Origin of the sequence: Pseudomonas rossensis (genome assembly GCF_039888995.1) — a bacterium.
Classification (GTDB): Bacteria; Pseudomonadota; Gammaproteobacteria; order Pseudomonadales; family Pseudomonadaceae; genus Aquipseudomonas; species Aquipseudomonas rossensis.
Genome location: NZ_JBBWCB010000200.1, coordinates 1 through 7,730, shown reverse-complemented (window position 1 = coordinate 7,730; position 7,730 = coordinate 1). Strand labels below are relative to the sequence as shown.

Genomic DNA, 7,730 nt, shown 5'->3' with positions numbered 1-7,730 from the left:
TATATGTATATTCTGTGGTGCGACTGAAAGCTTGACTAGGGAGCACGTAATACCTCAGTGGGTATATGGTCGCTGTGCTAAGAGGACTTTCATTACAACTACTAATGGAAGCTCACAAACTTATAATAAAACCACCTTGCCTGCATGCAAGGACTGTAATTCTAATATTTTGGGTTCTCTGGAGAGGTATCTTAAACACGAATTTGATAGAGTAAATGTTAAGGAAGAAGGTTTTTCATTAGAAGTTACTGAGCTTATTATTCTTTGGCTTGAAAGTTTGGAGTATAAGTTTCAAGTTCTAGATTTGCGTAGAAGTTTAAATAAAGTGAAAGGTTCTGAGTACATACCTTATATCGGAAGGCTTCCAATCTCAATGTTCCAAGGCCCTATAAACACTAGCCCGGCAAAAGTATTTTCAAATCTAAGATCAGCATTAAAGGTTCTTGGCGTTAAATCAAAAGCTAGTAGGTTGAATTCGCTGTGCGTACTATATACTAAAAATCCCGATTTTCATTTTTTTCATTCAACTAATAATTATATATTTATTGAATTGGCTGAATTTGGCGTCGCATTTTTTTATTTTTATAAGGAAATATTTGACAGCCCACACAGCGCAAGTGTAATGGCTCAAAATATTGTTAAAAAAGAATATTCAGGTAAAGGCACATAACAAGCCACATCGACGCAATCAGTAATTTTTCATGGTCAGGAGTATTCTGAATTATCGAGCGCATTCGGACTCAGATACGCGTGCGTGAGCCAGTTTCTCTCAAACCTCTTACGAAGGAAATGCGTTCTCTAACCGATGCATTATCTTGTAGGGATCAGCCTCAAGCTGCTTACAGACCTTCAGAAACTCGATTACGTCCAATCTGCGTTCTCCTCGCTCGTACTTTGATACAAATGATTGTGGTTTTCCCAAACGCTCCGAAAGCAACGTTTGCGTGAGCTTTGCTTTTTTGCGTGCCTCGACAAGCAACAAAAGCAATAGCTGGTAGGAATCTGAGTAGGTTGAGGTCACAAGGAGTCGTCTTTTAACAGGCCGACCTATTTAATAATCCCAAAAAAGGATTATCCCAAAACGGGTTTTTGTGTGATGATTGCGCATGGCCACCATGCGGGAGTTGGTCGGCCATCCCCAGTGAATGAGTGGCGCCATAAGGAGCGATTGCATGACCACCCCTCACAGCCTGACGTTGCGAAGCCTTGTGGTAGCAATGGCATTGTCATTAAGCCTTGCTGCGCTGAGTGCGTGTACAGATGGGAATGAACCTGAGTCCAAAGCTGCTGCTAATCTAGGCGTTAAAAAAGCTGTTAAGCAGTCCACCGAGGATCAGGCGGCCGTTAACGAAGCGGTTAAAAAACAACTAGAAGAGGAAAATAGGCCTCTGACAGTAACATTCAAGAGTCCTGATATCGGTGAACCGAGCGACTACGTAAACGCCAGAAATACGATGGCCCCATTTTTGCTATACAACGCAAAGCGCAGTTGGGATGAGAGCGCTGACGATATCGCGGAGGCTGTTCAAGATCCGATTACGACTCGGAACGATAACCCGGAATTCTATCGAATCGCTCATGAGCGTATCTCTACCCAAGACACTTTCAAAAAACGCGAACTGACAGAAAAGCTACATGCGCTGACAATGGCTGAGGCAGATAGAGTTAGGAGTAAAAATCTGATCCAATTCACCTCTGACCAATGGATTAAATTACCGCTTAGTAATTATGATTTTGTCAAAAAGGGATTTGCAATAGACAGCTGTCTTCTTTCGGACAAGCTTGAATATACAGAAGAGGAAGAGCGTAACTCGGCATCAATGGCTAAAGCAGAAAAAATTCGCTGCTATGTCAATCCGGGGCCAGTCAATTACTATTTAGGCTTCAGCGGTGGATCGAGTATTTTTTTTGAAGTGACTGATGAGTCACTAGCAAAAAAAATTGAGTCAATGCGCGACTCAATTCAGATTGCCGTCTACGGATACGTCAAAGAAGTTCAACGAGAAAAACTAGGTGGGAATTTGGGAGCGCAACGCTATGTTCTGATCGCTCCGCAACGAATAGATGTTGTTGACTCAGAAACAAAGACTACATTGTTAACGAAATCTTTTTAGTTTTAACTATATTTTAAAGTCGTGGGGGTTAACATGGCGCTAGTAATTCATGACGGCTTAATCGAAGAGATCGGGCTTGGATCATACGATAGCGGCGAGCGAATGATTTCGTTTGTTAAAATAAACGGTAAACGTATTAGAAATGTAAGTTGCGATGATTATACTCGGTCATTTTTGAAGGTCGGTGCGAAGGTAAAATTAGCACTTGTACGTAGGATTTTTGGAACGCACACTCTTTATTCAATTCAGCTTCAAGATGGTGAAGTGATCAGTCAGAGTAGGGCATGGCCGATTTTTTTGGTTTGTATGTTTGGACTTGCCATTGCATTGTTGATGAGCCCTTTCTTTATCATTATTTTGAAAGCTACACAATCGATATTAATGTCTGTCATGGTGTTTGTTCTGTTTGGACTCAGCGCGGCGTATTTAATGTTGAAGGATCACTTCAAAGCGCGGCTAGTGTTTGGTAAACCTTCAAGCTAGTTGATCCTAGCCTTATAAAACTCCACAGAAAGCATTAATAGCAAAACTAAGAAAAACGGTGAATCGAATGAAAAATACTAAGTCCTTCCTGGCAGTTACTGCGCTCAGTTTGACCTTTTTGTCAGTGGTTGGTTGTTCCGGACGCCCAGTCAGCGCAGCACAAGCCTACGCGGCTGAGGGAGAACTTGATCCGGCGAATAAAGCCGTCGCGACTGACCCACGTAACAAGATGGCTGAGCATGGTCGATAATAGAGGCCGTAAAACACATAGCCCTGTCTTTTGACGGGGCTTTTGTGTTCGATGATTTCTAGGTGCGATTAGCTTTTGGTTTCGAGAGCTAGTGAGAAGTCTACCGCTTAGAACTGATCGGGCGGGCTCGGAAATTTTGTTCTACGAACTTCAGAAGTTGTAACCTTTCTATGAAAGTAATTGTTGTTTACTCCGATTTCTTCCAGTGGTGCCAGCTCTTCGGAATGCAAGCTTTTCTGCATAGCTTCCGCGACGAGCCTAAAAGACTCGCGGAGTTCATTTATGAGCTTCAGTTGACGTTCAAAAATATCATCAACCCCCTTCACGAACTCAGCTACACTTACCTCTAATGAAACGTTTGTCATATCGCACTCCCTTTGTTGTTATTATATGATCGAGTTTAACACAACTCACGTTGGAGAATAATTGCCGCTATTCTTTTTGTTAGCTGCTTCTATTTGCCGCAATTTGTTATTCAGTGATCCGGATTCAGATCGTTTTTTATTTATTACTCTATCAGCTTCAGCATCGCCACTATCCATCGTCCCGGCAGATTCACCGATAACGGCTATCGCATCAGCAGGTGTAGATGGTAAGAGCGCGTATTTTCGATTCTGCGGTGCTTCTAGGCGCTGGTTAGCTGTTTTAACAGCCGTAGCTCCTGCCGTAAGTAATTCAGTTCCTCGGTAAAAAGCGCTATTCGCTCTATGAGTTGATTGTTGCCTGTCGCTAATATTGCATTCTGCTCTTGTAATAATTGAATCAATTTCTTTTCCAAATCCGTCATTCACATCATCCTTATAGACGCGTTTACTATTATTGTTAGGGCGCACAGGATCAATACTGTTTTTACTGATTTCGATACTTTTGCCTCGGCTTTTTGTGTAGAAGCTGCGAGTCTCTTCATGCGTTTTTCCGCGCCTGATATTGCTGAGTGCTTTGCTGAAACGCTTTTCGATAAACGTTCGACGTTCGCTGACTGCGTTTTTATAGCGTTCAACAACTGCTGATTTTTCGAGATGAGCTGCTCGTTCTGCGCTTTTTCCTTGTGTATTTGCAAGCTCAGTACGGCTAGTGAATCGTTCATTAAATATTTCTCCTTTTAGTCTGACCGCTTTATCTGATCCAGGCGCCTTGATGCCTATGTAATCAGCTCCGGTTCTCGTTATTTCAAATCCCGCATTTTTTGCGAATTTGATTAATTCAACTCGATTATTGATCACTCCATCAGCGACGATATCGGTAAAAAAGCTGTTCAACTCATCCCTAAGCGGCTTAGCTTCTTGTGGAGTCCACAGTGGATTTTTTGTGACTCGGGCACGCATCGGGTCACGGGGGTCATCGAGGCCGTACTTGACGTTGATAAAATCCATCAAGGCATCCATAGCCTCGAATTTTTTTGAGCCTGGCGGTGCTGGATTGAAAGCTCTATCCACTTCGTAGTTCCAGCGAGGTGTCACATAGTGCAGCTCAAGCCGGTCCAAATGCGTTTGTGCAACGATCAAAATATGCTGATGCTCTTCTGAAATGCCCGCGAACAGCATTTCTTTCAGGCGACTCGTTATGTCCTGAATGGCCTCTTCCAGGCCTGCGGTTTGCAGCTTCAGCGTGTCTTCTGCCGTGAAAGACAATACGCCAGACGTGTATTTATGCTTCGATGGAACCGCATCGATCATCGAAACCATCAATGCTGGATCACCCTCAATCACTTCGGGCAAAGGGGCTCTGGGACGCCACTCGGCGACTTCGTCGCCGTTATCGTCCAGCCCTACATGATGGTACTCACCTGCAATGAAATAGCCCACTGGACCAGCACCGCCGCTCGTGCCATGCGTGCTAAAACCGTGCAGCGCCATTTGGCACCTCCACGGACTCACCCAGGATCGCAGTAGTCAGCTCGGCCAATCCACGTTCAACATCAATCAGGGCCTGGAGAATTTTGAGGGTGTCACTTCCGCTTTTATAATAGTTGCAGTGCTTGCTGATGACGTTCAGTTGCGCGCCAAATTTATTCGTCGCTGCGGTTAACACCATGAACTCTTTCGAAAGTTTCGGTGCCTCAACACGTTTCACCGTGATTTGCGAATTGCGTGCGCTTTGCAACAGTAGCTGGCTCAAAGAAAGATAATTTTCGGCAGCTTTTTTTCCCAGCTCTTCTTTTAAGTTTTTTTTCAGTTTGATATGAATCCTTGTCGTGTTAACGGCTGGTATTTTTTTTGGATGTTTAGGTGCTACTTCACTCATAATTCGTACCCTATTTTTATTGTTTTTGGGTTTTAGGGGGGGGTGGGTAATCCCACGGATGTTGCTGTTAGGGGTCAAGGGGAGAATCCCCTTGCAAGGTTCATGGTGCGCACGAAGTGCACACCGTGAGTAGCCTTGTTCATGATGATAATGCTTTGATTTCTTTTTTCTGCGCGGTATTTTCGCGATCGTTGTGCTGCTGACATCGGCTCGCCAAACAAGGCTTTTCTACCGGGTTTTAATTTTGGATAGAGAACATCAAACATGTCGATTGTTACATTGTCTTTCAGGTCTTTGGCCATGATTTCTTAGCTCTTGTTTTTATGAGCTTATTATATCACTATTTTTGTCATATTATTCAATTAGGCTATTGTTTGTGTGATTGACATAGAGTGCAGCTATCGGTTTTTTAGTTGCAACTAAAATTTTTCATTGGGCATTTAAAGTTTATGCTTCTATATTGAGTTATCTAATAAGGAGGCAGGTAATGAGCACAACAGTTCCTGGGTTGAATATAGAGTTGATCGATGATCGTTATCTCTGCACGTTTTCCGTGGCTCAAGAGTTATTTGTCGTTGCGGGCAATTTATTGATAGTCAAAAATTTTTGTGAAGTTTTAATGAGTAAGGAGATGACGGATAGTGGTCTAAAACCATTACCTCGGGGGCTGAGCAGTAAGCTTAAGGGCTTCGTGGTGCAAACGCTCATTCTGGATCGGTTATATTCTCGAAGGGTGCGTGAGGCCGTTTCCCTAATTCGGCGAGAATCCAACGTTCGGGAGCTGCGACCGGTGAATGTGGAGTTCGAAGCGAATCCACCGTTCACGCTGGTTGAGACACGCCGACGTTCATTCGAAACGCGAGCGGATGTCTACGCTTTTATTGCTGGAATGTGTGGGGTGGGCATGCATACCACGGGCGAACTGCACCGCACGGATCTGAAAGCTTCGTGCAAATCTTTGAATGATTGGTGGGATCAGGTGATAGTGGCTCAGGAGTTGTGTACGCAGATGCGCGATTTTATCAGCCTTTGCCCTGTCGCAACTCCACTCGTCACACGGTTGTTAGGGGAGGTTCTCGCGACGGATCGAGAGCTTTCTCGGGTTGTCAGCGACTACAAGTCCCGTATGAAAACCTGAGCTTGCCGGAATGCTCTCCTAGTGGAGCACCTCAGCGATGGGTGGCCGGGCTTTTGGCCGCCTGTTGCTGAGATGCTATCGGGGGACAGGGGAGAAGCCCCGAGAGGTGTTTACACTGATGTATAGATGAAGCAAATTGTTTGTGTGATTGACATAGATTTCACCGATGTCAATAACTGATTTGATCCGAACATTCAATTGGCAATCCCTGAAAACGGTTAGTAGCATAGGCATTAGAAATCAGGTGTATTGAGGAAGTGAGAGCTGCCTTGACCGCTGAATAAGCGGTTTAGAAACTCGCACCGCCGCATAGGTGGTTTAGAAATGAAAAAGCAGTACTCTCACTTCACTTAATGCTCTTCATCCCAATCGGGGCTTAGCATGGTCTGAACAAGCCGATGCTTTTTTGTGCGTGCTGTACTGATGTCGAAGTTGAGCACGCGAAATGAAATTTTATTGAAATACCGACCCTAACTGGTCGAATTCGCCCAGCGGGGCGGGCGGTAACTGTAAGTACCTATTGACGATAGGTCCTAGGATTTCGTCTGCATCTAATGCGTGGTGATTTGTGAGTTTGTATAAGACTAGCATCAATGCATTTCACATTTTATAATCTAATGTTTGTCTCCTTGATAATTTGAATGGTCTAGAGCGGAGGGGTGTTTGTCATTTGCACCATGAGGCGATTTTCTATTCTTAATCGATAGCGATGACGTTCAAGAGGTATGGAGTAAATAGGAATTTGCTATACCAATTATTTTTGCATCCTGCTGGCATATAAATTTTTATTTGGTCTTGGTTGTTCAAGTGTTGCACTGTATTTTATTTGAAATCATAGGAGAGTTTGAGATGAATGAATTAGATGTGGATGTAAGAGTGTGCAAGCTAAAGGCTAGATATATTCTGGATAACTTGAGTATTCCTGATCATGTCGCTACCTCAGCAATTGACGTTATGAATTCTTCGGAGTTGCAGGCTATATTGGATGCGCAGGCTAATGTTAAACGTAAGGTTAAATGCGAGGCTCTTCTTGCTGGCTATGCGATAGCTCGTATTGAAGCAGATGTCTTTTTTGTTGCGTCAGATCAAGCAATTACTAGTCTGTTCGACTTATTTATTGAGCGATCCAGATTGGATGGCACGCAACTCACCAGCGCTTTAGTTTACCCCGCCGCAAAGATTATTGTCAGAGATTATATTGCATCAATGGCTCTAAATTCGGATCGTTAACGCAAGGGGTTTGCAGTTTCGCGAGGGTGGGAATCAAATATTCGGAAACGAATAAATTTCCTTTACAAGCAGTTGATTAATCCGGGTTCCTGTTACAGGGCCTCCAGGCCGCCTTTAAGACGAGTTTTACAGAAAGTGTTCAGGTGTGCTGATATGTGTGTCCAAACACCCCGCAGCGGATTCTGGAGCGTTTCAGGGTGGCTTTTTTGATCGTTCTTATGTGGGGGCAACTCAATCTTTACCTTCAATAGGTTTAGTATAGTGTTAGTAA

Annotated in this window: 10 protein-coding genes; 5 read left to right on the top strand and 5 right to left on the bottom strand. The window is 43.9% G+C overall.

Annotation, left to right across the window (positions count from 1 at the left end; translation table 11 throughout):
• A partial coding sequence (locus WLY71_RS28570) for a hypothetical protein (protein ID WP_347806235.1) occupies positions 1-670 on the top strand: 670 nt, incomplete at its 5' end.
• Positions 671-778: 108 nt separating this feature from the next.
• Here WLY71_RS28570 and WLY71_RS28565 read toward each other — a convergent pair.
• Complete coding sequence (locus WLY71_RS28565) at positions 779-1,021, bottom strand: helix-turn-helix domain-containing protein (protein ID WP_347806234.1); 243 nt, start codon at positions 1,019-1,021, stop codon at positions 779-781.
• Positions 1,022-1,172: 151 nt separating this feature from the next.
• On the opposite strand from WLY71_RS28565, the gene WLY71_RS28560 reads away from it, so the two are divergent.
• Together WLY71_RS28560 and WLY71_RS28555 are read left to right on the top strand one after the other, a co-directional pair.
• Positions 1,173-2,114 carry a hypothetical protein gene (locus tag WLY71_RS28560; protein ID WP_347806233.1) on the top strand — a complete coding sequence of 314 codons (942 nt, stop codon included), beginning with the start codon at positions 1,173-1,175 and terminating at the stop codon, positions 2,112-2,114.
• A 33-nt stretch (positions 2,115-2,147) separates the two neighbouring features.
• Positions 2,148-2,597 (top strand): hypothetical protein, encoded by a 450-nt coding sequence (locus tag WLY71_RS28555; protein WP_347806232.1) that lies wholly within the window; start codon positions 2,148-2,150, stop codon positions 2,595-2,597.
• A 357-nt stretch (positions 2,598-2,954) separates the two neighbouring features.
• Here WLY71_RS28555 and WLY71_RS28550 read toward each other — a convergent pair whose 3' ends face one another.
• The 4 genes from WLY71_RS28550 to WLY71_RS28535 all read right to left on the bottom strand — a co-directional run bounded on the left by WLY71_RS28550 (position 2,955) and on the right by WLY71_RS28535 (position 5,393).
• The gene (locus WLY71_RS28550; protein WP_347806231.1) at positions 2,955-3,212 is read right to left on the bottom strand and encodes a hypothetical protein; all 258 of its coding nucleotides are present in this window, start codon (positions 3,210-3,212) and stop codon (positions 2,955-2,957) included.
• A 45-nt stretch (positions 3,213-3,257) separates the two neighbouring features.
• Entirely contained in the window at positions 3,258-4,703 is a 1,446-nt protein-coding gene (locus tag WLY71_RS28545) for a hypothetical protein (RefSeq protein ID WP_347806230.1), read from the bottom strand.
• The gene (locus tag WLY71_RS28540) at positions 4,684-5,091 is read right to left on the bottom strand and encodes a hypothetical protein (RefSeq protein ID WP_347806229.1); all 408 of its coding nucleotides are present in this window, start codon (positions 5,089-5,091) and stop codon (positions 4,684-4,686) included. The genes WLY71_RS28545 and WLY71_RS28540 overlap by 20 nt, the downstream gene beginning before the upstream one ends.
• A gap of 74 nt (positions 5,092-5,165) precedes the next feature.
• Positions 5,166-5,393, bottom strand: a complete 228-nt coding sequence (locus WLY71_RS28535) for a hypothetical protein (protein ID WP_347806228.1) — start codon at positions 5,391-5,393, stop codon at positions 5,166-5,168.
• Positions 5,394-5,578: 185 nt separating this feature from the next.
• On the opposite strand from WLY71_RS28535, the gene WLY71_RS28530 reads away from it, so the two are divergent.
• Both WLY71_RS28530 and WLY71_RS28525 read left to right on the top strand, forming a co-directional pair.
• Positions 5,579-6,229 (top strand): hypothetical protein, encoded by a 651-nt coding sequence (locus tag WLY71_RS28530; RefSeq protein ID WP_347806227.1) that lies wholly within the window; start codon positions 5,579-5,581, stop codon positions 6,227-6,229.
• An 849-nt stretch (positions 6,230-7,078) separates the two neighbouring features.
• Complete coding sequence (locus WLY71_RS28525; RefSeq protein WP_347806226.1) at positions 7,079-7,459, top strand: hypothetical protein; 381 nt, start codon at positions 7,079-7,081, stop codon at positions 7,457-7,459.
• Positions 7,460-7,730: the final 271 nt, after the last annotated feature.

Bases quoted from the DNA above. Each gene is read 5' to 3' on its own strand.
- WLY71_RS28560 (WP_347806233.1), top strand. From the start codon at position 1,173: ATGACCACCCCTCACAGCCTGACGTTGCGAAGCCTTGTGGTAGCAATG.
- WLY71_RS28555 (WP_347806232.1), top strand. From the start codon at position 2,148: ATGGCGCTAGTAATTCATGACGGCTTAATCGAAGAGATCGGGCTTGGA.
- WLY71_RS28550 (WP_347806231.1), bottom strand. From the start codon at position 3,212: ATGACAAACGTTTCATTAGAGGTAAGTGTAGCTGAGTTCGTGAAGGGG.
- WLY71_RS28545 (WP_347806230.1), bottom strand. From the start codon at position 4,703: ATGGCGCTGCACGGTTTTAGCACGCATGGCACGAGCGGCGGTGCTGGT.
- WLY71_RS28540 (WP_347806229.1), bottom strand. From the start codon at position 5,091: ATGAGTGAAGTAGCACCTAAACATCCAAAAAAAATACCAGCCGTTAAC.
- WLY71_RS28535 (WP_347806228.1), bottom strand. From the start codon at position 5,393: ATGGCCAAAGACCTGAAAGACAATGTAACAATCGACATGTTTGATGTT.
- WLY71_RS28530 (WP_347806227.1), top strand. From the start codon at position 5,579: ATGAGCACAACAGTTCCTGGGTTGAATATAGAGTTGATCGATGATCGT.
- WLY71_RS28525 (WP_347806226.1), top strand. From the start codon at position 7,079: ATGAATGAATTAGATGTGGATGTAAGAGTGTGCAAGCTAAAGGCTAGA.